Raw genomic sequence first — 26,971 nt, forward strand, 5'->3', positions numbered from 1 at the left:
ACCCGGACCGGCCAGCGGTCCGGGTCGGACACTGACGTCTGGGCCGGACCGCAACCGTCGATCGGGCAGCGACAGTCCGGTACCCGCCGCAAGCGGAACCGGCCACCCACCATCGGCGAAGCCCGTGCGGCACTCGGCATGGCGAAACCCCGCGCGACGGCCGCAACAGGCGAAACTCATGTGGCAGGCAAGACTGGCTCGTGGCAGTCGCCGTTGACGAATCCCGTCAGGCAGGCGCCGTCAGGCAGCGCACGCATCCACGCTGATCGCCCGCGTCGGTCCGGGTGCGCGATGCCCTGACCTGCGGCCCCATCCCAACGACGAAGCCCCGGCCCGCGGTGGAGACCACCGCGCGCCGGGGCTTGGTTCTACGTGCTCGTCAGGAGGCTTCGCGCAGGCTGCGCGGGCGCAGATCGGTCCAGTTCTGCTCGACGTAGTCCACGCACGCCTCCCGGGCTTCCGGGCCGAACACCTGCGTCCAGCCCTGGGGCACCTCGACGAAGGCCGGCCACAGCGAGTGCTGGTCCTCGTCGTTGCGCAGCACCAGGTAGCGGCCCTCGGGGTCTTCGAACGGGTTGGTCACCAGGTCCTCCTAGGCGGATCGATCTCGGAAATCGTGCGGCCGGGTCCGCGCACGGCGGCCCGCACCGCGCCGAGCACGCCGTCGGCGAGCCACCGTGCGGTCTCGGCGTCGAACAGGTCGGCGTCGTAGCCGAGCACGCAGTGCACCGGCCCGCCGCCGCGCGGTTCGTAGAAGCTCAGCGCCAGCTCGGCGGGAGTGGTCCCCGTCGGCACCGCCGAGAGCCCGCCCTCGTCGAGGGCGGTCAGGTTCGCCTGCTCGTGGTGGACGAGCAGCACCTGCGGAGCGCGTGCGGAGGGTACCTCGCGCAGCACGTCCTCGAACGGCAGCTCCTGGCGGTCCAGCGCGCTCAGCGCGGTCTCCCGGACCCTGCCGAGCAGTTCGGCGAAGGTCGGGTCACCGGTGGTGTCGGTGCGCAGGACGACGGTGTTGAAGAAGCTGCCGACCAGGTCGGTCAGCGAGTCCTCGGACCGTCCCGCGGTGAACGTGGCGATCGGCAGGTCCTCGCCCGCTCCCAGCCGCGTCAGCAGCGCGGCCAGCGCGGCGTGCAGCACCATGAACATGCTGGCGCCACTGCGCTGGGCGAGGCGGTCGATCTCCTCGTGCTCCTCGGCGTCGATGACGAACTCGACGAAGTCGCCGCGGCCGCCGCGGGACTCGGCCCGGGGCCGGTCCACCGGCAACGGCAGCTCGGGCATCCCCGCCAGCGCCTCCCGCCAGTAGCGGAGCTGACGGGCGTGCCTGCTGCCCGGATCCGCGGGGTCGCCGAGGACTTCCCACGCCCAGCGCGTGTAGTCCGCGTAGCTCACCGGCAGCGGGGCCCAGTCCGGGACCGCTCCCTCTCGCCGAGCGGCGTAGGCGGCGGCCAGGTCGCGGAACAGCGGGACGGTCGACCACTCGTCGATGCCGAGGTAGTGCATCGTCAGCAGCAACCGCTGGTTGCCGTCCGGTCCGACGAGCAACCGAGCGCGCAGCGGTGGCTGCTCGCGCAGGTCCGGTGCCTCGCGCGCCAGTTCGGCGACCCGTTCGTCCAGGTCCCCGGTGACGTCGAGGACTTCCAGCTCCGGCCCGTCCACGAGTTGCTGGTACGCCTGCCCGTCGCGCTCCACCACGACCGTGCGCAGCGGTTCGTGCCGGGCGACCACGTCGCGCAGCGCCGAAGCCAGCGCGTCGGCGTCCATCTCCGAGGTGCGCAGCACCAGGGCGTGGTCGTGACCGGGGAACTCCACGTAGCGCGACCAGCGGTGGCGCTGCGGCGGAGCGAGCGGCAGCTCGGCCGGGCGCTCCCCCGCCAGCAGCGGCGCGCGGCCCGCCTCGGCCGAGGCGATCTTGTCGGCCAGCGCCGCCACCGTCGGTGCGTCGAAGACGTCGCGCACCGTCAGCTCCGCGGCGAACGCCGACCGGATCGCACCCAGCAGCCGCATCGCGGCCATGGAATGCCCGCCCAGCGCGAAGAACCCGTCGTGCACGCCGACCTCGGGCAGCCCAAGCACCTCGGCGAACAGTTCGGCGAGCGCGCGCTGCTGCGCGGTGGCAGGCCGGTCGTCGCCGGTCATCGCCGACCAGTCGGGCGCGGGCAGCGCGCGCCGGTCCACCTTCCCGTTGGGGGACAACGGGATGCCGTCCAGCTCCACCACGGCGGCGGGCACCATGTGCTCGGGCAGCAGCCCGCTCACGTGCGTGCGCAGCTCGGCGGTGTCGACCTGCCCCTCCGGCACGACGTAGCCGATCAGCCGGGATCCCTCGTCCGCGACGACCACGGCCTGGCGAACCGCCGGGTGCGCGACCAGCGCGGCCTCGACCTCGCCCGGCTCGACCCGGAAACCGCGGATCTTGATCTGCTCGTCCACCCGGCCGAGGAAGTCCAGCGTGCCGTCGCGACGCCACCGGACCCGGTCGCCCGTGCGGTACATGCGAGTGCCGGGTTCCCCGAACGGGCAGGCCACGAACCGCTCCGCGGTGAGGCCGTGCCGTCCCAGGTAGCCGCGGGCCAGGCCGCGTCCGGCGATGTAGAGCTCGCCGGGCACGCCCAGCGGCACCGGACGCAGGTTCGCGTCCAGCACGTGCGCCTGCGTGTTGGGGTCCGGACGTCCGATGGGGACGGTTCCGGTGCCCGGTTCGGCCATCCACAGCGTGGAGTTCACCGTGGCCTCGGTCAGGCCGTAGGCGACAACGAGCCGCGCGTGCCCGGCCCACCGCTCGATCAGGTGCGTCGGCACCGCCTCGGTCCCCACCAGCACCGTGATCCCCTCGGGGAGCCTGCACGGAGCGGGCAGGGCCGACAACAGCGCCGGCGGCAGCGCCGCGTGCGTGATGCCCTGCTCTCGCAGCAGATCCGTCAGCGGCTCGCCCGCGACGCGGGCCCGCTCCGGCACGAGCACCAGCCGACCGCCGACGCACAGCGCCATCGCCGTCTCGAACACCGCGACGTCGAAGGCCGGCGAGGCGAACTGCAGCACACGGCTCTCGGCCGTCACCCCTACCCGGTCGACCGCGGTCGCCACCAGGCTGGCGATGCCGTCGTGCGGGACGACCACCGCCTTGGGCCTGCCGGTGGAGCCGGAGGTGTAGATGACGTAGGCGGCGTCGTCGAGCCAGGGCGGCGGTGGCAGCGCCACGCCGGGCTCCTCGGCGACCTCGTCCAGCACCATCAGCTCGACGCCGTCGGCCGCGGGCACCCGGTCCGCCTCCGCGCGAGTGGTGACCACGACGCCCGCGCCGGAGTCGGTGAGCACGTAGGACAACCGCTCCCGCGGGTACGACAGGTCCAGCGGCAGGTAGGCGGCGCCGAGCTTGAGCGCTGCCAGCATCGTCGCCACGTTCTCCACCGAGCGCGGGAGCGCGACACCGACGACGTCGCCCCGCCGCACGCCCGCGGCCAGCAGCAGGCCCGCCACGCGGTCGGCTAGGCCGTCCAGCTCGGAGTAGGTGAGCCGCCGGTCGCCGTCGACCACCGCGACCGCGTCCGGTGCCGCCAGCACCTGGCGCTGGAACAGCTCGGGGAACGACAGCTCGGGCACCGGCCGGTAGGTGGTGTTGAACTCCTCCAGCACGCGGTCGTCCCCGGTGTGCACGTTCAGTTCGCCGACCGGCCGGGCGGGGTCCGCGACCACGGCGTCGACGAGCACGGCCAGCCTGCGGCCGAGCCCCTCGACGGTCTCGCGGTCGAACAGGTCGCTGGCGTACTCCAGGCAGCAGGTGATCCGGTCCGCGTGCTCGGTGAAGCTGAACACGAGGTCGAACTTGGCCGCCCGGGTCTGGAACGGCTCCGGCTCGACCTCCAGCCCCGCCAGCTCGAAACCGCCCGCGGTGCGGCTGTGGTAGCTCACCATCACCTGGAACAGCGGGTTGCGGCCCGGCGAACGGACCGGGTTCAGCCGTTCCACCACGGCCTCGAACGGCACGTCGGCGTGCGAGAACGCCGCCAGGTCCAGCGCGCGGACTCGCGCCAGCAGCTCCTCGAACCCGGGGTCGCCGGAGACGTCGGTGCGCAGCACCAGCGTGTTGACGAAGAAGCCGACCATGTCCTCGAGCGCCTCGTCGGTGCGTCCGGCGATCGGGGCGCCGAGCGGGATGTCCTCCCCCGCGCCCAGCCGGTTCAGCAGTGCGCCGACCGCGGCGTGCAGCACCATGAAGGTGCTCGCGCCGGAGTCCTGGCTGAGCTGCCGGATGCCGTCGCAGTCCAGCTCGACCTCGACCGTGCCGCCGGCGGAGGTGGGACGGGCCGGGCGCGGCCGGTCCGCGGGCAGCTCGACCTCCTCCGGTGCCCCGGTCAGCGTCCGCTGCCAGTAGTCGAGCTGGGACGCGGCCAGACCGTCCTCATCGGACGGATCGCCCAGCGTGCGCTGCTGCCAGAGCGCGTAGTCGGCGTACTGCACGGCGAGCGGTTCCCAGCCGGGCTCGCCGCCGTCGCGCCGGGCCGCGTAGGCCTGCGAGAGGTCGCGCAGGAACGGCCGGTCCGACCACTCGTCGGTGGTGATGTGGTGCAGGAGCAGCACCACCACGTGCTCGTCATCGCCTGCCTCGACGACGGTGACCCGCAACGGGATCTCCGAGCCGAGGTCGAACGGCCGCTCGATCGCCTCCTGCACGATGCCCGGCCGGTCGGCGACCACCTCGAACGCGGGCCGCGCCTCCTCCACGGGCACCACCTGCTGGAACGGCACACCGTCGCGCTCGCCGAACACCGTGCGCAGCGCCTCGTGCCGGGCCGCCACGTCCGCGACCGCACCGCGCAGCGCGGCCACGTCGAGCTCGCCGCGCAACCGCACCACGATGGGGAAGTTGTAGGCCGAGGAGTCCGGCTCCATCTGCTGGATGACCCACAGCCGCCGCTGGGCGAACGACAGCGGGACCTCCTCCGGCCGCTCCTGGGCGACCAGCGCGGGCCGCACCGCCTCCCGGTCCCCGGTGCGCCTGACCAGCTCGGCCACGGTCGGGGCGTCGAAGAGGTCGCGGATCTCCAGCTCGGCGGCCAGCGCCGTGCGGGCCCGGCTGATCAGCCGGGTGGCCAGCAGCGAGTGCCCGCCCAGGTCGAAGAAGTCGTCGTCGATGCCGACCCGTTCGGCGCCCAGCACGTCGGCGAACAGCTCGCACAGGACGCGTTCGGCCTCGGTCCGCGGCGGACGGCTGTCCTGCGCGGTGGCCAGGACCGGCTTGGGCAGCGCCTTGACGTCGAGCTTGCCGTTGACCGTCAGCGGCAGGCGGTCCACCGTCATCAGCGCGGCCGGGACCATGTAGTCGGGCAGGCGCTGCTTGAGGTGATCGCGCAGCTCGCCGTCGGCCACCGACCCGACCACGTAGCCGACCAGCCTCGGCACGGCGGTGGAGGTGTCGGCCACGACGGCGGCCTGGGAGACGCCGGGGTGGGAGTTCAGCGCGGACTCGATCTCGCCGAGCTCCACCCGGTAACCTCGGATCTTGACCTGGTCGTCGGTGCGCCCGAGGAAGTCCAGGTTTCCGTCGTCGGCCCGCCGCACCAGGTCGCCGGTGCGGTACATCCGGTCGCCCGGCTCGCCGAACGGGTCGGCGACGAACCGCTCCGCGGTCAGCCCGAACCTGCGGTGGTAGCCGCGCGCCAGGCCGACACCGGCGATGTAGAGCTCACCCGGCACGCCCGGCGGCACCGGACGCAGGTACGCGTCGAGCACGTAGGCGCGGGTGTTCCAGATGGCCCGGCCGACCGTCGGCCCGTCGCTGTCGAAGGTGGACGCGCCGAGCGTGTTGATCGTGTACTCGGTCGGCCCGTACAGGTTGTAGCCGTAGGTGCCCTCGGTGTCGCGCAGGCTCGTCCACACCGCCTCGGAGACGGCCTCGCCGCCGAGCAGCACCAGCGCGGGCCGGTACCCGTCGAGCAGACCTTCCTCGATGAGCAGCTGGGCGTAGGTCGGGGTCACGTTGACCACGTCGATGCCGTGCTCGTCGCAGTAGGACACCAGCGCCTCGGCGTCGCGGCGCAGCTCTTCGTCGCAGACGTGCACCTCGTGGCCCTCGACCAGCCAGAGCAGCTCCTCCCACGACATGTCGAAGGCGAACGACACGGTGTGGGCGATGCGCAGCCGCCGGCCGCCCGCCGAGGCGATGGCCGGGCCGAAGACCGCTTCCTGGTGGTTGAGCTGCATGTTGGTCAGCCCCCGGTACGGGGTGACCACGCCCTTGGGCTTGCCGGTGGAACCGGAGGTGTAGATGACGTAGGCCGGATGCTCCATGCGGTCCGGCGTGCCGGGCGCGAAGCCGGGGCGCTCGGAGTCGGCCAGGTCCGCGCCGGAGTGCCCGGCCAGCTCCTCGGCCACCGCCGGGTCGTCGACCAGCACCCGGTGCTCGGCCGGAGCACCGTCCAGTGACGGGGCGACCGAGGTCGTCGACACCAGGCACACCGGCTCGGTGTCCTCGATCATCATCCGCAGCCGGTCGGCCGGGTGGTCGAGGTCCAGCGGCAGGTACGCCGCGCCGGTGCGCAGCACTGCGAACAGCGCGACGACCATCTCCGTCGAGCGCGGAAGTCCCAGCGCCACAACGCGTTCCGGGCCCGCGCCGCGCGCGAGCAGCACCCGCGCGAGCCGGTTGATGCGCGCGTCCAGCTCGGCGTAGGTCAGCCGTTGCCCGCCGAAGACCAGCGCCACCTCGTCGGGTGTGCGGGCCGCCTGGGAGGCGAGCATGTCGGCGACCGTCTCCTCCGACATCGGGTTGCGGCTGGCGTCCCAGTCCCGCTCCAGCTCGCGCCGCTCCTCCGGCAGCAGCAGGTCCAGGTTGCCGACCTCGGCCGAGAGGTCCAGCCGCTCCAGCAGCGAGGTGAACCGCTCCAGCATGGCCTGGGCGTCACCGTGCGCGATCACGTCGGGGCGGTAGGCCAGCATCACGCCCAGCCGCGCGGCCGGGGTCACCACCAGCGTCAGCGGGTAGTGGGTGGCGTCGACGCTGCCGACCGACCGGATGCCGAACTTCTCCCTGAGCTGCTCGAAACCGCTCTCGTCGGCGAAGTTCTGCAGCACGTAGAGCGAGTCGAACAGCCGCGCGTGGCCGGTTTCCCGTTGCAGGACACCGAGTCCCACGTAGTCGTGCGGCATCAGCTCGGCGCGCTGCGACTGGATGCGGCGCAGCAGCTCCAGCAGCGACTCCCGCGGGTCGAGGGTGACCCGCACCGGGACGGTGTTGAGGAACATGCCGATGATGTTCTCCACGTCCGGGATGTCGGCGGGCCTGCCCGACACGGTGCTGCCGAACACGACGTCGTTGCGGCCGACGGCGCTGGAGAGCACCAGGCCCCACACCGCGTTGAGCACGGTGTTGAGCGTCAGCCCGTGCTCCCGGGCGGTCCGCCGCAGGCGCTCGCACAGCTCCTCCGGCAGCTGGACCCGGAGTTGCTCGGGGATGGCGGGCTCGCTGCTCGACGGCCCCAGCAGCGTGGGCTCGTCCAGTCCGGACAGTGCGTGCCGCCAGGCGCGGACCGCCAGGTCGTCGTCCTGCCGCCCGAGCCAGGCGAGGTAGTCGCGGTAGGAGCCGGGCGCGGGCAGCTCGGCGTCCGGGCGGTCGTAGAGGGTGAACAGCTCCCGCAGGAACAGCCCCTCCGACCAGCCGTCCCACAGCACCAGGTGGTGGGTGATGACCAGCCGGTCCCGGTCCGGTCCCATCCGGATCAGCAGCAGCCTGCACAGCGGCGGCCGGGTGAGGTCGAACCGGCGCCTGCGGTCGGCCGACATCAGCTCGCCGACGCGCCGCGCCCGCTCGTCCTCGGGCAGGTCGCCGAGGTCGACCACCTCCAGCGGAATCTCCGGTTCGGTGCCGATGAACTGCACCGGGCGGCTCAGGCCGTCGCTGGTGAAGCCCGCGCGCAGGCTCGGGTTGCGGTGCAGCAGCCGCGCGCACGCCGCCCGCAGCCGCTCCAGGTCGAGGCGGTGGTCGAAGTCCAGCGCGTCCTGCGCGGTGTAGACGTCGAGGGCCGACTGGTCGTAGCTGGAGTGGAAGAAAAGCCCTTCCTGCAGTGGGGAAAGCGGCCAGACGTCCTCCACCGGCACCGGGCTGACGCGCTCCACGCGGTCGATCTCGTCCTGCTCCAGCGACACCGTGGTCAGGTCCGAGGGCGTGAGTCCCGCCGGTCCGCCCTGCGCCAGTGCGCGCACCGCTTCGGCCCACGCCGTGGCGAGATCTTCGACGTCCTCAGTTGACAGCGCGTGGTCCTGCCAGGTCCAGTGCAGGCTCAGCCGCGGACCGTCCGGCGTGTCGTCGCAGACCGCGTCCACCTGGAGCGCGTACGGGGTGCCCAGGTCGTCGTCGGGCTCGACGGTCAGCGCGCCGGTGGGCATCCAGTCACCGCCGGCAGCGGGCAGCCGGCCCAGGTAGTTGAACAGCACCTGCGCCGAGGCGGCCCCGGCCAGGATCGGCGCCGTCTGCGGGTTGAGGCCGCGCAGCATGCCGTACCCGATGCCGCGGTCGGGCGCCGACCGCACCCGGTCCTTGACCGACCTGAGGACCTCGAGCGGCTCCGCCGCGCCGGGCAGGCGGACGGGCTGGATGCTGGTGAACCACCCGACCGTGCGGGACAGGTCGATCCCGTCGGCGACCTCCTCGCGGCCGTGCCGTTCGACGTCCACGAGCAGGTCCGCCCCGGCTTTGCGGCCGTGCCGCTCGTGCCAGCGCGAGACCGCGATCCGCAGCGCGGTGAGCAGGACCTCCGTGACGTCGGCCCGGACCGCGGCGGGCACGTCGGTCAGCAGCGGCTCGGTCTCGGCGACCGAGAGCCGGGTCGTCGTGCGGCGCGCGGAGCCCGCGGTGCCGGCGGCCTGCGCCGACGGCAGCAGTTCCGCCCCCGGGCGCAGGACCTCCGTCCAGTGCCCGAGCTCACCCATGCGCCGCGGGGTCTGCGACTGCTCGGTGAGGACGCGGGCGAACCGCCGCAACGACGTGCCGACCGGGTCGAGCACGGGCTCGCGGCCGGCGACCGCGGCCTCCCACGCGGTGCGCAGGTCTTCGGACAGGATCCGCCAGGAGACGCCGTCGACGGCGAGGTGGTGCAGCGCGAGGAACAGGTGGCCGGGCTGCTCACCCGCGTCGAACCACACCGCCCGCACCACGGTTCCCGCTTCGGGGTCGAGTCGGTCCACTTCGGACTCCGCCTCGGCCTGGACCGGCTCCGCGGACTCGACGCGGCGCAGCACGTCCCGCGCGGACACCGCCCCGGCAGGCCGGGTCTCCAGCGACCACAGCACTCCGGCGACGCGCGTGAGGCGCAGCCGCAGCGCGTCGTGGTGGTCCACGACGGCTTGCAGCGCGGCGGTCAGATCCTGCTCGCGGGCACCCGCCGGGGTCCGCAGCAGCATCGAGAGGTTGAACCGGCCGATGCCGCCGCCGCGCTCGCGCAGCCAGTGCACGATGGGCAGCAGTGCCACGTCCCCGACACCGTCGGAGTCGGCCACCACGGCCTCGGCGGGAGCGTCGCCGCCGAGGGCGGCCAGCGCAGCGGGCGTGCGGTGCTCGAACACGTCGCGCGGGCTGACGTCCAGCCCTGCCTTGCGGGCCCGGCTGGACACCGCGATCGACAGGATGCTGTCGCCGCCGAGTGCGAAGAAGTCGTCGTCGACCCCGACCTCCTGCCTGAGGACGTCGGCGAAGATCTCGCAGAGCTGCCGCTGGCGCTGGTCGCCGGGGCCACCCGCCGTGCTCCGCCGCGTCGACGGCGCGGGCAGCGCGTCCCGGTCGAGCTTCCCGCTCGGCGTCACCGGCATCGAGTCGAGCTCCACGAACGCGGTCGGCACCATCGCCGCGGGCAGCTCGGCGGCCAGCGCCGCCTCCAGCTCCGCGGTGTCCACCGGCCCGGACGGCACGACGTAGCCGACCAGGCGCACCGACGGGCCGTCCTCCCTGGCGACGACGGCGGCGTGGGCGACACCGGGCAGCCGCGACATCGCCGACTCGATCTCGCCCAGCTCGATCCGGTTGCCCCGGATCTTGACCTGCCGGTCCGCGCGGCCCAGGTACTCCAGGGCACCGTCATGGCGGCGGCGCACGAGGTCGCCGGTGCGGTACATCCGCTCCCCCGGCGCGCCGAACGGGTCGGCGACGAAGCGCTGCGCCGTCAGGTCAGCACGCCGGTGGTAGCCCCTGGCGAGCTGGACCCCGGCCAGGTACAGCTCTCCCGGCACGCCGTCGGGCACCGGGCGCAGGCACGAGTCCAGCACGTGCAGCCGGGTGTTCCACACCGGCCATCCGATCGGCACGACCGCGTCGGGCGAACCGTCGAAGGGCCACCACGTGACGTCGACGGCGGCCTCGGTCGGGCCGTAGAGGTTGTGCAGCTCCACACCGGTCAGCTCGGTCCACTGCGCGGCCAGGTCGCCGCCCAGCGCCTCACCGCTGCTGAACACCCGGCGCAGCGACGCCGCCCAGCTCGGGTCGGCGGTGACCTCCTCGGTGCTGAGGAACGCCGCCAGCATCGACGGCACGAAGTGCATCGTGGTGACGCCCCGCGCGCGCACGAGCCCGGCCAGGTAGGCGGGGTCGCGGTGGCCGTCCGGCCGGGCCAGCACCACCGCGGCGCCGACGCCCAGCGCCCAGAAGAACTCCCACACCGAGACGTCGAAGCTCGACGGCGTCTTCTGCAGGACCCGGTCGTCCGCGCCGAGGCGGTAGCGGTCCTGCATCCACTCCAGGCGGTTGACGATCGCCCGGTGGGTCACCACCACACCCTTGGGCCTGCCGGTCGAACCGGAGGTGTAGATGAGGTACGCGGGGTTGTCCGGCACCGGACGCGCCCCGGCTTCGGGAACGGGCTCGGAGACGTCGGCGTCGGAGTCCTCGACGAACAGCCGCTCGGCGCCCTCCGGCAGCCCGTCCGCGTCCCGGGTGGTCACGACCAGGCGCGCCCGGGAGTCCGAGAGCATGTAGGCGATGCGGTCCTCGGGGTAGTCCAGGTCGACCGGCAGGTACGCCGCGCCCGACTTCAGCACGCCGAGCAGCGCCACCATCAGCTCCGCCGAGCGGGCAACTGCCACCGCAACGACCTGCTCCGGCCCCGCTCCCCTGGCCCGCAGCCGCGCCGCGAGCCGCTCGGCAGCCGCATCCAGGTCCACATAGGACATCTCGGTCGCACCGGAAACGACAGCCGTGGCGTCGGGGGTATTCGCGACCTGCGCCTCGAAGGAGTCCACCAGCGTACGTTCGGACAGTTCGCGCGCCGTGGCGTTGAGCTCCCGCAGCCGGTCGTGCCCGCGCTCGGACAGCAGCTCGATCCGGCCGGCGGGCTGCCCCGGGTCGGCGGCCACCGCCTCCAGCACGCGTGCCATCCGCTCGGCGATCGAGCGCGCCTCCGCGGCGGCGAGCCGGTGCTTGAACTGCAGCTCCAGCTTCTCGCCCGGCATCACGACCAGGGTGAGCGGGTAGTGGCCCGCGCCGAAGAACTCCGAACCCGCGACCTCGACCGTCCCGCCCGCGTCGGTCAGGCGCTCCTCGGACGGGTAGTTCTCGAAGACCAGCAACGTGTCGAACAGCTCGCCGGCGCCCGCCAGCCGCTGGATCTCGCCGAGGCCGAGGTGCTGGTGGTCGAGCAGGTCGGACTGCTCGGACTGCAGCCGGGTCAGCTCGTCGGCGATGGGCGAGCCCGGCTGCCAGCGCATCCGCACCGGCACCGTGTTGGCCAGCAGACCGACCATCGACTCGACCCCGGCGACCTCGGCGGCGCGACCGGAGACCGTCGTGCCGAACACGACGTCGGAGCGGCCGGTGAGCCTGCCGAGCAGCAGGCCCCACGCTCCCTGCACGACGGTGCTCAGCGTGACGCCCAGCTCGCGGGCACGAGCGGCGAGTCCGGCCGTCACCTGCTCGGGGATGTCCACAGTGCACTGCTGGAGCGCACCCCGGTCCCCGGTGGCCAGCAACGTCGGTTCGCCCATTCCGCGCAGCGCGTCGCGCCACGCCTGCCGGGCCGCCTCGTCATCCCGCTCGGCCAGCCAGCCGAGGTAGTCGCGGTAGGCGGTGACCGGTGGCAGTTCCCCGCCCGGGGTGTGCAGGGCGAGCAGTTCCCGCACCATCACCGGCGACGACCAGCCGTCGGCGACGATGTGGTGCAGCGTCAGCACGAGCCAGTGCCTGCCGTCGCCGCGCACGAGCGCGCAGCGCATCAGCGGCGCCTCGGACAGGTCGAAGCGCCGCGACCGCTCCTCGGCCGCGACCTGCTCGACGTCACCGGAGACCTCCCGCCACGGCACCTCGACCCGGCGGTCGACGAGCTGCACGACGCGGCCGTCGGCGCGCTGCCGGAAGCCGGCGCGCAGCGGGGCGTGCCGCTCGGCCAGCCCCCGCACCGCGCGGCGCATCGACTCGCCGTCGACCTGGCCTCGCAGCTCCACCACCTGCTGCACGAGGTAGTCGTCTGCCTCGGACTCGTCGAAGGAGGCGTGGAAGAACAGCCCTTCCTGCAACGGGGTCACCGGCAGGACGTCCTCGACCTCGGCGGGCAGTTCGTCGGTTTCCTCCTGCGTGAGCCGCACCAGCGGGAAGTCCGAAGGTGTCCGGCCACCGCGCGCGTGCCGCGCGAGGGACTCCAGCGCCTCGACCCAGCCGCGGCCCAGCTCGGCAGCATCGGACTCCGCGAGCACGCCCTCCGGCCAGGTCAGGGTCGCGCTGAGGCGCGGACCGCCGTCGTCGTCGCGCACGAGGGCGTTGATCTCCAGCTCGTGGTCCACCGGCATGCGTGGGTCGCGCCCGGCGCCCAGCGGGTCCGCCTCGGGCGCGGGAGCCCAGTCGCGCCCGCCGCGCACCGAGAACCGGCCCAGGTAGTTGAACAGCACCGGCGCGCCACCGGCCAGGCCCGGTTCGGCGGCCAGGTGCCGCAGCTGCCCGTAGCCGAGTCCGCCGTCGGGCACGCGCAGTTGTTCCTTGACGCGCTTGACGGCCTGGTCGACCGACCCGGCGGCGAACTCCGCCGGATCACCGGGGTTCAGCCGAACCGGGAACAGGCTGGTGAACCAGCCGACCGTGCGCGTCAGGTCCACGTCGCCGAAGACCTGCTCCTCGCGGCCGTGCCCCTCCAGGTCGACCAGCAGGTCCCCGCCGCCGCGCCACCGGCCGACGGCCACCGCGAGAGCGGTGAGCAGCACGTCGTTGACGTTGCCGTGGAAGGCGGCGGGCACCGAGCTCAGCAGCGGTTCGGTCTGCTCGGCGGGCACCCGCACGGTGAGCGAACGCAGCGTCGCCGCGGTGTCCCGCTCGTCGAGCGGACGGCTGCCCAGTCCTCGGTCGGCGGGGTGGCGCCAGTGCGCCGACTCGCCGCGGCGGTCGTCGGCGTGCTCGCGCAGGAGTCGCGACCACGTGCGCAACGACGTGCCGACCGGCGGCAGCTCGACCCGCCCGCCCGCGCTGAGCTGCTGCCAGGCGAGTTCCAGGTCGGAAGCCAGGATCCGCCACGACACGCCATCGATGACGAGGTGGTGCGCGACCACCAGAAGCCGCTGTGCGTCGGGGAACCACACGGCCCGCAGCATCCGGCCTTCTCGCGGCGCCAACCCGGAAACCGCCCACGCACGGTGGTCGTCGGTCACCGGCCCGTCCACCACCTCGACGACGTCGCCGGCGCGGACCGCCGAGGCTTCGGGCACCTCCATCGTCCAGTCCGGCTGAAGCCGCGCGCGCAGCACGTCGTGGCGGTCCACGAGCGCCTGCACCATCTCGAGCAGGCGCTCGTGGTCGAGCTCGGCGGGTGTGGTCAGCAGCGTCCACTGGTGGAAGCGGTCGATCTCGCCCCCGAGCTCGCGCAGCCAGTGCACGATCGGCGTCGGTTCCACCGTGCCCACACCGGAATCCGTGCGCTGCGCGGCGGTCCCGCGCTCCTGCGCGACCGCGGCCAGTGCGGCGACGGTGCGCTGCCGGAAGACCTGCCTCGGCGTGATCGCGTATCCGGCGCGCCGCGCCCTGCTCACCAGCTCGATCGCGACGATGCTGTCGCCGCCCAGCTCGAAGAAGCTGTCGTGCACCCCCACCGCCGGGAGGTCGAGGACTTCGGCGAACAGCTCGGCGAAGCGGTGCTCGGCGGCCGTGGTCGGCCGGTCGGCGCCGGCCAGCGCCGCCCAGGCCGGCACGGGCAGCGCGGCGGTGTCGGTCTTGCCGTTGGGAGTCAGCGGCAGCGGCTCGGCCAGGACGACCACCGGGTTGGGCACCATGTAGTCGGGCAGCAGGGTCTCGGCGAAGGCGCGCACCGCTGCGCCGTCGGCCTCGCCGTGCACGTAGGCAACCAGCCGGGTCGCGCCCCGGTGGTCCTGCCTGGCCAGCACGGCGGCCTGCACGACGTCAGGATGGCGCATCAGCGCGCTCTCGACCTCGCCCGGCTCGATCCGGTGGCCCCGGATCTTGATCTGGTCGTCGGACCTGCCCAGGAACGACAGCGTGCCGTCGGGCCGCCAGCGCGCCCGGTCGCCGGTGCGGTACATGCGCTCGCCCGGCTCGCCGAACGGGTCGGCGACGAAGCGCTCCGCGCTCGGCCCGTGACGGCCCAGGTACCCGCGGGCCAGGCCCCGTCCGGCGACGTAGATCTCGCCGGTCACGCCCACGCCCACCGGCCGCAGCGCCGAGTCCAGCACGTAGATCCGGGTGTTGGGGTCGGGGCGCCCGATCGGCACCGAACCCCGCCAGCCCTGTTCGGCCATCCACAGCGTCGAGTTCACCGTTGCCTCGGTCAGCCCGTAGGCCACGACGACCCGCAGCCGCTTGGCCCAGCGCTCGATCAGCTCGGCGGGCACCGCCTCGGTGCCGACCAGCAGGACCGCGTCCTCTGGCAGCTCGCAGTCGGCGGGCAGCGCCGACACCAGCGACGGCGGCAGCGCGAGGTGGGTGACCCCGTGCGCCACGGCGTAGTCGGTCAGCTCGCGGCCGGCGACCCGGCGCTGCTCGGGGACGACAACAAGGCGCCCGCCGGTGCACAGCGCCATGGACAGCTCCCACACCGCGACGTCGAAGCCGACCGACGCGAACTGCATCACCCGGCTGTCCGCGTCGACGCCGAGCCGGTCCACGGCCGTGGCGACCAGGCTGCCGATGCCGTCGTGGGTGACGACCACGCCCTTGGGCCGCCCGGTCGAACCGGAGGTGAAGATGACGTAGGCGGCCTGGTCCAGCCGCACCTCGACGCCCGGGTCCTGCGCGGGCTGACCGGCCGCGTCGCCGAGGAGCACCCGCGGTGGTCCGGACGGGATCTCGCCGGCCAGCTCGGGCACCGTCACGACCCGGCTCGCCTCGCGCAGCATGAAGGCGATCCGGTCCGGCGGGTGGTCCAGGTCCAGCGGCAGGTAGGCGGCACCGGTCTTGAGCACCGCCAGCAGCGCGACGACCATCTCCACCGAGCGCGGCACCGCGACCGCGACGACCTGCTCCGGGCCGACCCCCTCAGCCATCAGCAGGTGCGCGAGCCGGTTGGCCTCGGCGTTGAGCTCGGCGTAGGTGCGCTGCTCGTCCTCGCACACCACGGCCACCGCGTCGGGCGTCTCGCGCACCTGCCGCTCGAACGCCGCGGGCCAGGACAGCTCGCGCACCGCGCGGTCGTCGCGCCCGAAGCGGTCCAGGACCAGCCTGCGCTCCTGCGGCGGTACGGGGTCGATGGTGTGCAGCGGCCGGTCCTCGGTGATGGCCTCAAGCACCCGCAGGAAGCGGGCGGGGTGCTCGCCGAGCTCGGCCGCGTCGAAGTCGACGCGGACCCCGCGCGGACCGTCGTGCACGGCCACCGACAGGTCGTTCACCGGGCCGAGCGAGAGGTTGTGCGCGCGGACCTCCAGGCCCGGCAGCTCCAGACCGTCCTCGAAGGACATGAAGTTGACCGTCGGCCCGACGAGCTCGGCGATCCCGCCGGGCACGCCGAGCTCCCTGGCCAGTTCCTCGCCCCGGAAACGCTCGTGCGCGCGCACCTCCCGCACCTCCCGGTCGACCGCGTCCACCAGCTCCGCGGTCGTCATGTCCGGACGCACCCGCAGCCGCAGCGGCAGCACGTTGGACACCATGCCGGGCACGTCGCGCTGCTCGGCGGTCCGCGCGGTCACGGGCAGGCCGAGCACCACGTCGGTCTCGCCGGTGAGGCGGTGGGTGTAGGCGGCGACCGCCGCGATCGCCAGCCGGGAGAGCCGGTGCCCGCCGGCGCGCAGGGCCGCGACGCGGTCCTCAGGCAACTCGACCGACGTGCGCGACGGAGCGCCCGCGGCGGTCACCAGCCGCGCCGGGTCCGGCCGGCCGGCCATGCGGGCGAGCCAGTGCTCGCGGTCGGCCGCCCAGGAGTCCGACGCCCGGTACTCGGCGTCGGACTCGACGAGAGCGGCCACCGGCCACTCCCGCGCGGTGCCCTCACCCCGGTACAGCTCGCCAACCCGGCGCGAGAGCACCGAGAAGCCGTAGGCGTCCATGACGAGGTGGTGGTACCGCTGGTACCAGAGGAAGTGCCGGTCCCCCACGCGCAGCAGCGCGTGGGCGAACAGCGGCCCGCCGCCGAGGTCGGCCGGGCGGGCCAGGTCCGCCCGCATCCACTCCTCGGCCGCGCCCAGCGGGTCGGCCTCGGCACGCAGGTCGTGCACCGGCAGCCGCCAGCCGGACGCGGAAAGCGCGGTCTGCTCCGGCCCGCCGCCGGCGTCGCGGAACCGGACGTGCAGGCATTCCGCCTCGCGCACGGCCCGGCCCACGGCCTCGGTCATCCGGTCGACCTCCAGCTCGCCCCGGATCTCGTGGTACCAGGCGATGTTGTACGCCGAGGTCTCCGGATCGATCTGCTGGGAAAGCCAGATGCCGTCTTGCGCTGCGGTGAGTGCCAGCCCGGGGCGGGCCATGTCTCTTCCTCCCAAGGGGTGTTGCTTCTCTCGCTCTGGGGCGGAGTCGAAGGTGCCGTTACCGGGCCGGTCGCGCGAGCTGCGGGACGACCTGGTCGATGGCGTACGGAATGCTCAGGACGGTGTTGAACGAGATCGCGGCACCGACCGGCGGGTTCTGGTAGCTCAGGAACAGGTCGCGCCCGTCCTTGACCACGTTCAGCGACCGGTAGATGCCGTTGGTGCGCACGGCGTTCGCGGCGACCTCGTCGGAGGTCATCCACACCAGGCGGTCGACGTCGAGCATGCCCATCTGCTCGTAGCCGAACTCGGCCACCGCCTTGTCCCCGATCGCCGCGGTCAGCTGCGGCGGCGACTTGAAACCGAGCTCCTGCATGAACAGCGACTTGGCGTCGGCGGGCGGGAACGCGCCGAACGCGCCCTGCCGGTAGGTGTCGACCAGCGCGAGGGTCTGCTGCGCGAACTCCGGGTGCTGCTTGCGGACCTCGGCGAAACGGCCTTCGGTCCGGGCCACCAGCTCCTCGGCCTTGGCGGGCTGGTTCAGCGCCTGCCCGATCATCCTGGTCATCTCCTGCCAGGGCGCGCCGTATTCGGGGAAGCGGGGCGACTGCGCCACGGTCGGCGCGATCGCCGACAGCTTGTCGTACTGCTCGCGGCGCATCCCGGAGTACTCGGCGATGATCAGGTCGGGCTTGAGCTCGGCGATCTTCTCCATGTTGTACTCGTCGCGCTGGCCGACCACGTCCGGCTGCTGGCCGCCCCACAGCTGCTGGCTCCACGGCCAGTTGCCGAAGGGGCGCTCACCGAACCAGTCGACGACACCGACCGGCTTGATGCCGAGGGCCAGCACGGTCTCGTGGTCGGTCATCCCGAGGGTCACGACCCGCTTGGGTTGCGCGGGCACCTGGGTCGAGCCGTACCTGTGTTGCACCACGGGGCCGTTGCCCGCCGGGTTCTCGCCGGAGGACGCGCCCCCACAGGCGGCGGCCACCATGGCCACGATGAGCAGCAGGGCGCCGAGCGCCGCACTTCTGGTCCGCATCGGGTTCTTCTCCTGGGGAAGGGGTTGGGACAAGCCCGGCCGGACTGCGCCGCCGGGCCACACCGTTGCCGGGATTCCGGACTGCCGCCGGCTTACTGCGCCACGCGCAGCCGCGGAATGCCGGTGCTGCGGTCGTCGACGATCGAACGCAGGATCTCGCCACCGCGCACCGCTGTGTTGGACAGCAGCGACGAGGTGATGCCGTGGGTATGCTCGGTCCCGCCCTGCAGGTAGATCCCGCCGCGCACGGCGGAACCGGTCTTCAGCCGGTAGTCCCGGGAGACGCGGTAGCGCCCCTGGTCGTCGCGTTCGCAGTTGTCGGCCAGCTCACCGAGCAGCGCGGTCGGGTCCGACGGCCGGTAGCCGGTGGCGTAGACGACCACATCGGACTCCAGCATCGCCTTCTCCCCCGTGGTGAGCGACTCCACCGCGACCCGCACGCCGGTGTCGGTCTCGACGACCTCCAGCACCCGGGAGGTGTTGAGCACCCGCAGGCGCTCGCGGCCGAGCACCTTCTCCTGGTAGACCCGCCGGTAGAGGTCGTTGATGAGGTCGAGGTCGACCACCGAGTAGTTCGTGTTGGCGTGGTAGCCGAGAAGCTTCTGCTTGACCTGCTCCGGCGCGGTGTAGAAGTCGTCCACAGCGGACGGGTCGAAGATGCGGTTGGCGAACGGGCTGTCGTCGGAAGGGCTGTAGCCGTACCGCGAGAACACCGCGGACACCTGCGCGTCCTGGAACCGGCCGTGCAGGTGCGCGACGACCTCGGCCGCGCTCTGCCCGGCCCCCACCACGACGAACCGCTCGTCGCCCCGCTGGGGCAGCGACTCGATGCGGTGCAGCAGCTCGGAGTTGTGCCACACGCGGTCGCCGGAGGTGATCCCCTCCGGCATGTTCGGTTCCAGTCCCGTCGCGAGGACCACGTTGCGGGCCGGGTAGGTCACCTCCCGACCGGACGCGGTCCGGCCCACGACGTCGAAGTGCTCCACCACTCCGTCGCGCACCACCGGTTCGACGCCGACGACCTCGACGCCGTAGTCGACCAGGTCGTCCAGATGGGAGGCCGCCCACTCGAAGTAGTCGTGGAACTCCACCCGCAGCGGGAACAGGCTCTTGTGGTTGATGAAGTCGACCAGCCTGCCCTTGCTGTGCAGGTACGACAGGAAGCTGAACTCGCTGGCCGGGTTGCGCTGGGTCACCAGGTCCTTGAGGAACGACACCTGCATCGTGGCGTCGTCGATGAGCATCCCGCGATGCCAGCCGAAGGCAGGCTTGCTCTCCAGGAAGCGCGCGGCCACCTGGTCCCCGGCTCCGACCTGCGCGTTGTGCTCGCGCACGGCGATCGCGAGCGCGAGGTTCGACGGCCCGAAGCCGACGCCCACGAGATCACGAACCGGATTCGAGTCGTCATACCGGGTCATACCTGTCCCATCATGCGGCGGAGCTGCGATTTCAGGTTTGGTCGTCCACGCGCGGACTCCGCGGCGGCCGGCGGTGGCGGGCGCCGCGCTGGGCGCGGCGCGACCTCCGCAGGTCGGCGGTGAAGGTGAGCCTACCTTTATTTAGGCTTGACTAACTTAGCCCGTTTGTGTGATCCATCGCTCGTTCGGCCGACGCCCAGCCGTCTACACCCGACGTCGCAACGGCCGGAAGCCAGACGCAGCAGTCACGACACCATGCCTGACCAGGCGATCAAGCGCCGCGTGATCTTCACGCGACGCAATGTTGCGACGCGGCGGGCCGATCCCGCCGTTCGCCGTCCTAACAAGACGGTCGCGTCCGCGAGGCGGCAACCGAGGACAAAAAGGACGAATCGGCCTACCGGGTCATACGCGACGGCTACCCGGCCAGCACCGCGTTCGGACTCCGGGACGCGGAACCGGCGGCGAGCGAGGTCCGCACGGGCTCGCGGAACGCCTCCGTCGCGGCGTGCGCGGGGACGCTCGGCCACGCCAGGTGGACGGTCACGGGCGCCGCGTCGGCGATCGGCAGGTAGCGCACGCCCGGGTAGGGGTGGCTGTGCCCGGTTCCCTCGGTGGTCACGCCGACCGCGTCACCGGTGGCGATCGCGGTGAGCCATTCGTCCACGCCGCCGACCTCGAAGGTCCGCGGCCGCCGCTCGTCGGGCCACAGGGCCGCGCTGCTGGTGGCGGCGGTGGCGCAGAGCGCGACCGGACGTCCGGCGAGGTCGGCGAGCCGCACGGCGCCCTCGGCGGCGAGCGGGTCGCCCTCCGCCACGGCGGCCAGGCGGCGCTCGTCGTAGAGCGGGAGGGTCCGCAACGCGCTTCCGGCCGGGGGCACCGTGCGCAGGAACGCCACGTCGACCTCTCCGCGGCAGAGCGCGGCCTCCGGGTCGTCGTGGTGCCGCACCCGGACCGCGGTACCGGGGTGCCGTTCGCGCCAGCCGCGCAGCAGCGGCACCGTGTGCCGGCCGAGCGTCGCCCAGGCGAACCCGACGCGCAGCTCACGCGGCCCCGAGGTGGTCTCGGCGAGCGCGTCCGTGAGCTGGTTGAGCAACCGGTGGGAGTGCTCCCAGAGCCGCCGGCCGGCCTCGGTCAGCACCAGGCGCCGGGTGGTGCGCTCCACCAGCCGCGTGCCGAGCCTGCCCTCGAGCTGGTCGAGGGGGCGGGACAGCGCGGGCTGGCTGACGTGCAGCGCCTGGGCAGCGCCGGTGATGGTCCCCTCGTCGCCGATCGCGGCGAGGGCGCGCAGATGCCGCAGCTCGACATTCATGACCGGCAAGCATAGGTGCCGCACGCCCTGCGCCGCACGACCGCGCAGGGCGTGCGTCCACTGCGTGGAAGGCTGTCAGAGTGCTCGGTCCGGCGACCGGTGCACGCGGTCAGGCGGGGCGGTCGAGCGAACCCCATTCGTCGTGCAGCTCGGCTACCAGCCGTCGCCCCTCCGCAGTGCCTCCTCGGCGACAAAGGCGATCGCCCGCTCCGGCGCCACCAAGGGTTCCTTGTCCGGCCCGCGGGCGACCTCGCGCCCCGCCAGCAGCCAGCGCGGACGCCCTGGCCGGGCTGCCGCTCCCGCAGGTGCTTGTAGTCGTAGAGCCTGCGCGCCACCCCACAGCCGCAGCGAGCGGTCGCCCCACCACGACCCGACGTGCAGCGGGCTGGCCGACAGGCCGGGCAGCGTGACGCCGGTGAGCGCGTCGCGGCTGGTGGTGCCGGCGTCGAAGGCCGGTCCCCGCGACCAGCGCAGGTACAGGCCCTGACCGGCCGCGTGGGCACGCACGGCCTCGGCCAGGTGGCCGAGGCCGCCCAGCACGGGGAGGCCATTGTGGTCGTCGGTCACTGCGGTGGGTTACCCGGCAGACCTGCGCGGCCCCACAAGTCCGCTGTGGAGCGCCCACGCGCCGTGCGGGAGCCACGCACCCGCGATGCGGTGCTCCACCGGACCCGGCGCGGTTACCGGGTCTCGGTGGTCCCCAAGGTCGCGATCCAGGCGCGCAGGTCCCGGGGGCGCCCGAAGCGGTGGACCGCCGGCCGGGACGGGTCCGCGGCCCACTCCCGCATCCGCCCGCGCTTGCGGGCGAACGAGCGGAAGTGCCAGAGGAGGATCGAGTCGCGGGAGAAGACCGTGCGCAGCGTTTCCCGGTTCCCGTTGCACACCGGCCGCCTGTCGATCACCCGGCCCGCGGTGCGGCGGAGCAGCCGCGACAACGACAGCCACCGCGGGTAGTCCAGCGCGACGATCAGCTCCGCACGGGCGAGCGGGATCTCCAGCCACTTGCCGTAGGCCGAGTCCAGGATCCATTCGTCCTGGGCGCAGATCCGCGCGATGCGTCTGCGCTGCTCCTCGGGCGGGACCTCGACCCAGCCCGGCTCCCAGGTGAGGTCGTCCACGGGATGCCACGGCACACCGGTCGCGCGGCTGATCCGCTGGGCCGCGGTCGACTTGCCCGATCCGGTGACGCCGTAGACCACGATCCGGCGCGCGATCCGATCGGCCACGGAAAGGACCATACCGAAGCAGCGCACCGGTCCGGCGCCGCCGTTCCGGGCTCAGCCGCCGAAGGCGGCGGCGTTCTCCCGCACCCACCGGGCGAAGTCGCGCGCGGGCCGCCCGGTGACCTCCCGCACCGTGGGCAGCACCGTCCCGCCCATCCCGGCCGGGTCGGTCCGCATGGCGAGGAAGAACTCGATGTCCTCGGCCGAGTAGCCCTCCGCCCGCCACTGCGCCAGGACCTCGTCGCGGGTGAGTTCGACGTAGCGCACCTCGCGCCCCAGCACCTCGCTGATCGTTCGCACCTTCTGCGGTGGGGTCAACGCCTCCGGCCCCGTCAGCCAGTACTCCTGCCCGGCGTGTCCGTGCTCGGTCAGGGCCGTCGCCGCGACGGCGGCGATGTCGGCCTCGTGGATCATCGCGCTCCTGGACTCGGCGAACGCCTCGCGGACGACGCCCTCCTCCCGCACCGGACCGGCCCACTCCAGGGCGTTGCACATGAACTCCACCGGCGCCAGGTACGTCCAGTCGAGGCCGCCCGCCTCGACGGCGAGCTCCAGCGGGCTTTTCGACACATCGCCCTTGAGGACGGTCACCTCGCGCACCCCGCTCGCCACCGCGAGCTCGACGAGGTCCTCGCCGTTGGCCAGAGGTGAGAAGTCCGCGCCGTCGAACGTGATCAGGTGGGCGGCGCGGACGCCGTCGAAGGCGGGCGCCAGGCCGGCGGTGTCGGTCAGGTCGCCGGCGAACACCTGCGCGCCCGCGGGCAGGTCCGCCCGGGCGGGGTCGCGGGTCAGGGCGCGCACCCGGTGTCCGTCGGCGAGCAGCTGGCGGACGAGGTGGCGTCCGACGTTTCCGGTGGCTCCGGTGACGAGGATCGTCTTGGGGCTGTTCATGCCGCCGACGCTAGGAACATCGGCGGTCAGTTCCTGTCCTCGCGGAAGCATTTTTCCTGTCGAGTCGCCGATGTGCGGCAAGACCGAACGGAGCGACGCCGCCGGACGTCCGGCCGCGCCGCCGACCGCTTGTAGCCCTGAACTACCAGCAACGTGGCAATGACGTATCCGCCCGCGCATCGCCGCCGGAGGCTCCCTAAACCACCGGCGCCGTGCACGACAGTGGACGATCCGCCGAAGTTGGTCTTCGCCGTTGTACAAATCGACACCTTGGCCGCCCGCCGTGACGGGGCTCACGATGTCCGGCAACCGCAGTCGGACCACCGAGGAAGGGGTCGCAGTTGTCAGGCACGGAGGGGTCCTCGCTCAGCAGCGGGCTGCGCCAGCGGCACCTGAGCATGATCGCGATCGCCGGGGTGATCGGCGCCGGGCTGTTCGTCGGCAGCGGCGCGGCCATCAGCGAGGCGGGGCCCGCCGCGCTGGTCTCCTACGCGCTGGCCGGCGTCCTGGTGGTGCTGGTGATGCGGATGCTCGGTGAGATGTCGGCGGCCAGTCCCGCCACCGGGTCGTTCTCCGCCTACGCCGAGCAGGCGCTCGGACGCTGGGCCGGCCTGTCCATCGGCTGGCTGTACTGGTGGTTCTGGGTCGTCGTGCTGGGCATCGAGGCCACCGCGGGCGCCGAGATCGCCAACCGGTGGGTGCCCGGTGTCCCGCAGTGGGTGTGGGCGCTGCTCATCATGCTGGTGCTGACCGCGACGAACCTGTACTCGGTGCGCTCGTTCGGGGAGTTCGAGTTCTGGTTCGCCGCCATCAAGGTGGCCGCCATCGTCGGGTTCATCGCCCTCGGCGCGGCGGCCATCCTCGGGCTGCTGCCCACGGTGCCGAGCCCCGGCATCAGCAACCTTGTCGGCCACGGCGGTTTCATGCCCTTCGGCGCGAGCCCGGTGTTCGGCGGGCTGGTCGTGATCGTGTTCTCCTTCTTCGGCGCCGAGATCGCCACGATCGCCGCGGGCGAGTCCGACAACCCCGGCCGCGCGGTCCGCGCCGCGGTGCGGTCGGTGGTGTGGCGGATCCTGGTCTTCTACATCGGCTCGATCGCCGTCATCGTCACGCTGCTGCCCTACGACAGCGCCGAGGTCGCCAAGAGCCCGTACGTGGCCGTGCTCGACCAGATCGGGCTGCCCGCGGCGGCGACGGTGATGGACGTCGTCGTGTTCACCTCCGTGCTGTCCTGCCTGAACTCCGGGCTCTACACGGCCTCCCGGATGGCCTACTCGCTGTCCCGGCGGGGCCAGGGCCCGGCCGCGGTGGCCCGGGTCAGCAAGCGCGGAACGCCTGTGCTCGCGGTGCTGGGCTCGACGGTCGTCGGTTTCGTGGCCGTCGCGTTCAACTACCTCTCCCCCGACACGGTGTTCCTGTTCCTGGTGAACTCCTCCGGGGCGACGGCGTTGCTGGTCTGGCTGGTGATCGCCTTCTCCCAGCTGCGTCTGCGCCGCCACTACCAGCGCACCGATCCCGCCCGGCTGACGCTGCGGATGTGGGGCTATCCGTACCTGACCTGGATCACCATCGCCGGGATCGCCGCCGTCCTGGCGGGCATGGCCCTCGAGGGCGAGACCCGCGTGCAGTTGCTGCTCACGCTGCTGGTCGCGGCCGCGCTGGTGACCATCGGCATCGTCCACCAGCGCAGGACCCCCGTCGCACAACCGGAGTTCGCGCCGGCCCGGGACTGACCCCGACCGACCGCACCGCACCACGTCCGGGTTCGCGCCCGTTCGCCCGAGGGCCCGCAGGCCCGAGCACAGTCTCTTTCGGTGCGGTGCGGTCGAATTCCCAGCCGACGAACGCGCTTTCGTGCTCCGGCAGCGAGATCGCCGCCCCTGTGCGCCGCGGCGGAGCTCAGCGGTGAACCGGAGAGCCACAAGCCGCCAGTGGCCGACCCGGCACCCTTCACACCGGCGGCACCCCCGCCGCTCTCCATCCCGGACACCCCTGTCGTGCTGGTGCCCCAGCGGCGCGACGACCAGCCCCGTGTTCCCGCCGAAGCACCACCAAGCGTGGCCGCGGAACTGCGCAGGCTGCGCATCGCCGCCGGGCTGACCGTTTCCGCCGCGACGCATCCGGCCGAGGCTGGATCAACCCATTCCCCGAACTGATTTCGCGCGCAATCCAGAACGACGGGGCGAGGCCACCCGCCGATAGTGACAATTCGGCAGCTCCAGTTGGAACATTCCGAAAGAACCATTCGGATCGGCACTGGAGAAAAGTGCCAGGCCAGCAAGCGCACGTTGCCACGTAGCTCGCGAGACGGCCCGAAAACCACGTCGTCAGCAACAAAAGCGCTGATCAGAATGGCCGCGAAGATATGGCGACGAATCCACATCGGACACCCAGGACGACACCGCCGGACGCCCGGCTCCTTCGCGCGGCCGAATAGCAAAGCCGACATCAACACCGGGAATGCCGACCACTATAGTCCTTATGGCCTAATGTTCTGCGCTGTTCAGCCTAGTACGAGCGCACTTCGCAAGGGAGTGATGTCAATGGCTCAACCTCGGTATCCCCACGTCCTGTCCTCAGGACTGGACTCGTCCGCCCCCGCGGACTCCGACAGGAGTTCCGCGGCGTGGCGGACCGGCAAGCACTGGCTGACGCTGTCCAGCGCCGGCATGCTCGCCATGACCAGCTTCGGGCTGCTCACCGCTCAGCCCGCGCTGGCCGACCCGGCCGGCTGCTCGCGGACCCCCAACGAGTTCGGTGGACAGGACATCCTGTGCCCGCGAGGGGTGCAGGCCGGGCAGACGCTGCAGGGTACCGCCGGCAAGGACCGGATCACCATCGTCGGCAGCGTGGTCGGCAGCGTCGACGGCGGTGCCGGCGACGACACGATCACCGTCACCGGCTCGACCGGTGGCAACGGCGGCAACGGCGGCAACGGCAAGATCGGCCCGAACGGCGGTGACGCCGGAACGTCGGCCAGCGGCCGGCAGGGCACGGGGCCGTCCGCCAACGGTGACGAGCCCCCGACCGAGAACGGCAAGGACGCCGGGCGCGGCGGTCACGGCGGCACCGGCGGCGACGCCGTGGCGCGTACCGGTCTCATCAACGGCGGTACGGGCAACGACACGATCAGCGTCACCGGTGGCACCGGCGGCAACGGCGGCGAGGGCGGCAACGGCGGCGGTGGCGCCGCGGAGCAGATGCTGGCCTACGGCGGCGGGAACGGCGGTGCCGGCGGCAACGGCGGCACCGGCGGTGCCGGCAACCTCGGCCGCATCACCGGCGGCGAGGGCACCAACACCGTCAACGTCACCGGCGGGACCAACGGCAACGGTGGGCACGGCGGTCGCGGTGGCGGCGGCGTGGGCACCGAGAGCGGCCACGGCGGTGCGGGCGGCAACGGCGGCGGAGGCCGGGCCGCGTCCAACGGTCCCGCTGGCCTCGGCAACGCGGGCACGATCGTGAACGAGGGCAGCGACCAGATCACCGTCGAGGGCGGTGCGGGTGGCCGCGGCGGTGACGGCGGCATCGACGGCATCGGCGGTATCGACGGCAGCGGTGGCATCGGCGGCCCCGGTGGCAACGGCGGTCTTGGCGGTGAGAGCGGAGCCGGTGAGGTCGTCGACCGCAACGGCACCGCCTCGGTGCGGGCGCTGCCAGGACGCGACGGCGCCAACGGCAGCTACGGCTTCCCCTCCGGCGGGGTAGGCGACAACGGCAGCCACAACGGCGTCGCGCGCACCGCGCCCGAGCACCAGGCGACCGGGCGCACGCTGGGGACCGGCGTCAACGCCACCGAAGAGGTGACCCAACGGGTGTCCGGTGACGTCCTGCCCAGCATCCCGCTCAGCGGCGTCGGCGAGGACGCCTCGGTCAGCGGCGAGCCGGGCACCACGTCGGTGAACGCTCCGGTCGCCGACCAGCCCGGCAATGGTGGCACCGCTGCCGAGCCGAAGTCCGACAGCGTCGGCGGCACCCGCGAAGCGGCTTGCGCACAGCGCCCGCTGCCTCTTGGTGCGGTCATCGCGTGCAAGCTGGCGGGCTGAGGTCCGCTGACACAGGAGTGGCCCGCCGGAACCTTTCCGGCGGGCCATTTCCGTGGAGGAGCAATCCCGTTGGCGGGCAAGGATTCGTCGCACAGTCCGGGGTCTGAACCGGCTTTGGGTGCGCTCAGCCGTCACGGTGGAGCCTGAGCGCTGTCATTGGTCTTTGAAGC

Annotated in this window: 11 protein-coding genes; 3 read left to right on the forward strand and 8 right to left on the reverse strand. The window is 72.8% G+C overall.

Annotated features, from left to right (window positions below; translation table 11 throughout):
- Nucleotides 1-379 precede the first annotated feature (379 nt).
- The 8 genes from HUO13_RS23745 to HUO13_RS23780 form a co-directional block, all read right to left on the reverse strand.
- Complete coding sequence (locus tag HUO13_RS23745) at nucleotides 380-583, reverse strand: MbtH family protein (RefSeq protein WP_282974328.1); 204 nt, start codon at nucleotides 581-583, stop codon at nucleotides 380-382.
- On the reverse strand, nucleotides 580-16,869 hold the full coding sequence (locus HUO13_RS23750; protein ID WP_211897287.1) for a non-ribosomal peptide synthetase: 16,290 nt from the start codon (nucleotides 16,867-16,869) through the stop codon (nucleotides 580-582). Before HUO13_RS23750 ends, HUO13_RS23745 begins: the two co-directional genes overlap by 4 nt.
- 58 nt (nucleotides 16,870-16,927) lie before the next feature.
- Nucleotides 16,928-17,911, reverse strand: coding sequence for an iron-siderophore ABC transporter substrate-binding protein (locus tag HUO13_RS23755; RefSeq protein ID WP_211897288.1), 984 nt, complete (start codon nucleotides 17,909-17,911; stop codon nucleotides 16,928-16,930).
- 92 nt (nucleotides 17,912-18,003) lie between these two features.
- Nucleotides 18,004-19,329 carry a lysine N(6)-hydroxylase/L-ornithine N(5)-oxygenase family protein gene (locus HUO13_RS23760; RefSeq protein ID WP_211897289.1) on the reverse strand — a complete coding sequence of 442 codons (1,326 nt, stop codon included), beginning with the start codon at nucleotides 19,327-19,329 and terminating at the stop codon, nucleotides 18,004-18,006.
- A gap of 418 nt (nucleotides 19,330-19,747) precedes the next feature.
- Nucleotides 19,748-20,641 (reverse strand): LysR family transcriptional regulator, encoded by an 894-nt coding sequence (locus tag HUO13_RS23765; RefSeq protein ID WP_211897290.1) that lies wholly within the window; start codon nucleotides 20,639-20,641, stop codon nucleotides 19,748-19,750.
- Nucleotides 20,642-20,794: 153 nt separating this feature from the next.
- A complete protein-coding gene (locus HUO13_RS23770) occupies nucleotides 20,795-21,208 on the reverse strand; it encodes a DUF6098 family protein (RefSeq protein WP_249123988.1) in 414 nt (137 codons plus the stop codon).
- A 113-nt stretch (nucleotides 21,209-21,321) separates the two neighbouring features.
- Nucleotides 21,322-21,867, reverse strand: a complete 546-nt coding sequence (locus HUO13_RS23775) for an adenylate kinase (RefSeq protein WP_211897291.1) — start codon at nucleotides 21,865-21,867, stop codon at nucleotides 21,322-21,324.
- A gap of 51 nt (nucleotides 21,868-21,918) precedes the next feature.
- Nucleotides 21,919-22,755: an NmrA family NAD(P)-binding protein gene (locus HUO13_RS23780; protein WP_211897292.1), complete on the reverse strand. Its 837-nt coding sequence runs from the start codon at nucleotides 22,753-22,755 to the stop codon at nucleotides 21,919-21,921.
- 341 nt (nucleotides 22,756-23,096) lie between these two features.
- Between HUO13_RS23780 and HUO13_RS23785 the strand changes: the two genes are divergently transcribed.
- The 3 genes from HUO13_RS23785 (at nucleotide 23,097) to HUO13_RS38155 (ending at nucleotide 26,801) form a co-directional block, all read left to right on the forward strand.
- Nucleotides 23,097-24,488, forward strand: coding sequence for an amino acid permease (locus HUO13_RS23785; protein WP_211897293.1), 1,392 nt, complete (start codon nucleotides 23,097-23,099; stop codon nucleotides 24,486-24,488).
- Nucleotides 24,489-24,686: 198 nt separating this feature from the next.
- Nucleotides 24,687-24,911 carry a hypothetical protein gene (locus HUO13_RS23790; protein WP_211897294.1) on the forward strand — a complete coding sequence of 75 codons (225 nt, stop codon included), beginning with the start codon at nucleotides 24,687-24,689 and terminating at the stop codon, nucleotides 24,909-24,911.
- Nucleotides 24,912-25,298: 387 nt separating this feature from the next.
- Nucleotides 25,299-26,801, forward strand: coding sequence for a hypothetical protein (locus HUO13_RS38155; RefSeq protein WP_211897295.1), 1,503 nt, complete (start codon nucleotides 25,299-25,301; stop codon nucleotides 26,799-26,801).
- Nucleotides 26,802-26,971: the final 170 nt, after the last annotated feature.

This window comes from Saccharopolyspora erythraea, assembly GCF_018141105.1.
Classification (GTDB): Bacteria; Actinomycetota; Actinomycetes; order Mycobacteriales; family Pseudonocardiaceae; genus Saccharopolyspora_D; species Saccharopolyspora_D erythraea_A.

Excerpts from the sequence above, each read along its gene's own strand:
- HUO13_RS23750 (WP_211897287.1), bottom strand. The coding sequence starts at position 16,869 with ATGGCCCGCCCCGGGCTGGCACTCACCGCAGCGCAAGACGGCATCTGG.
- HUO13_RS23755 (WP_211897288.1), bottom strand. The coding sequence starts at position 17,911 with ATGCGGACCAGAAGTGCGGCGCTCGGCGCCCTGCTGCTCATCGTGGCC.
- HUO13_RS23760 (WP_211897289.1), bottom strand. The coding sequence starts at position 19,329 with ATGACCCGGTATGACGACTCGAATCCGGTTCGTGATCTCGTGGGCGTC.
- HUO13_RS23765 (WP_211897290.1), bottom strand. The coding sequence starts at position 20,641 with ATGAATGTCGAGCTGCGGCATCTGCGCGCCCTCGCCGCGATCGGCGAC.
- HUO13_RS23780 (WP_211897292.1), bottom strand. The coding sequence starts at position 22,755 with ATGAACAGCCCCAAGACGATCCTCGTCACCGGAGCCACCGGAAACGTC.
- HUO13_RS38155 (WP_211897295.1), top strand. The coding sequence starts at position 25,299 with ATGGCTCAACCTCGGTATCCCCACGTCCTGTCCTCAGGACTGGACTCG.